This is a genomic window from Lysobacter enzymogenes, assembly GCF_017168095.1.
Lineage (GTDB): Bacteria > Pseudomonadota > Gammaproteobacteria > Xanthomonadales > Xanthomonadaceae > Lysobacter > Lysobacter enzymogenes_D.
The window spans coordinates 1-1,347 of record NZ_LXSD01000027.1 but is presented as its reverse complement, the minus strand read 5'-3'; the positions used below and the strand labels follow the sequence as shown (position 1 = coordinate 1,347).

At 72.8% G+C, this 1,347-nt stretch carries 1 protein-coding gene; it reads right to left on the bottom strand.

What is annotated here, in order from left to right:
- Window positions 1-176 precede the first annotated feature (176 nt).
- The gene (prmA, locus tag A7A76_RS00740) at window positions 177-1,097 is read right to left on the bottom strand and encodes a 50S ribosomal protein L11 methyltransferase (protein WP_206409394.1); all 921 of its coding nucleotides are present in this window, start codon (window positions 1,095-1,097) and stop codon (window positions 177-179) included.
- Between the last annotated feature and the right edge of the window lie 250 nt (window positions 1,098-1,347).

Sequence of the window (1,347 nt, the reverse complement as noted above, 5' to 3'; positions counted from 1 at the left end):
CCGGCCGCTTCGGCCGCCGCGGTCTGCGCCGCGGCTGCCGGCGCCTCGCTCTGCAGCGAGCCGCCGCAGCGCGGGCAGGCGCGCGCCGGACCGTCCTTGGCGACGATCAGCGCGACCAGGTAACCGCAGTGAGGGCAGGCGACGAACATGCGCGCTTATTCAACCATGCCGCGCGCTCAGCGACGACGCACGCCTGTGACGCGAATCCAGTCTTCGAGGCGTTCGACCTGCAACGCGTCGAACCGCTCGGCATAGCGCGCGACCACCTCGTCCTCCTGCCCGGCGAGGATGCCCGACAGGGCGATGCGGCCGCCCGGCGCGACCCGCGCGGCCAGGGTGTCGGCCAGCGCGATCAGCGCCGAAGCGAGGATGTTGGCGACCACCACCGGATACGCCGCCACCGGTTCGTCCTGCGGCAGGAACACCTGCATGCGCGCGGCCTCGCCGTTGCGTTCGGCGTTGTCGGCGGTGGCGATCAGCGCCTGCGGATCGTTGTCGACGCCGATCGCGTCGGCGGCGCCGAGCTTGAGCGCGGCCAGCGCGAGGATGCCCGAGCCGCAGCCGAAATCGAGCACGCGCCGCCCGGCCAGTTCGCCGGCGTCGGCCAGCGCGTCGAGCCAGGCCAGGCACAGCGCGGTGGTCGGGTGGGTACCCGAGCCGAACGCCAGGCCCGGGTCCAGGCGCACCACCGCAGCGTCGGCGCGGTCGGCCTCGGCGGGCAGGTCCTGGTTCCACGGCACGATCCAGGTGCGGCGGCCGAACTGCAGCGGCGCGTACTGGTCCATCCACGCGCGTTCCCAGTCCTGGTCCTCGACGTTGGCGAAACCGACCCGGCTCCAGTCCAGGTCCGGGTCGAAGGATTCCAGCGCGGCCAGGATCACCAGCGCGTCGGCGTCGTGCGGGAACAGCGCGCTGAGCACGATCGACTGCCACAGCGGGGTCTCGCCGACGCCGGGTTCGAGGATCGCGCGTTCGTTGCTGCTGTCGGCATCGGCGTCGAGCATGGTCACGGCGAGCGCGCCGACGTCGTCCAGCGCGGCTTCGAAGCGCGGCTGTTCGGCCTCGCTGCAGCGCAGGGTGAGTTCCAGGAAAGGCATGGGCGGGCGCGGATGAGCGAAAACGGCGGCCATTATTGACCCGTTTCGGCGCGATCAGATAGCGTGCGGCGCTTTGCGGACCCAAGGACGCGCAGTCGCGAAGCACATGGACGCCTACCCTCGCCAGCCGTTTTCCCCCGTTCCCGCCGCCCGCGCGCTCGCCTTGGGCATCGCCCTGAGCCTGGCCGCGGCCTGCGCGCGCGATCCGGCACCCGTCGCCGCGCCAGCCGCGCCCGTCGCGCCGGCGAAG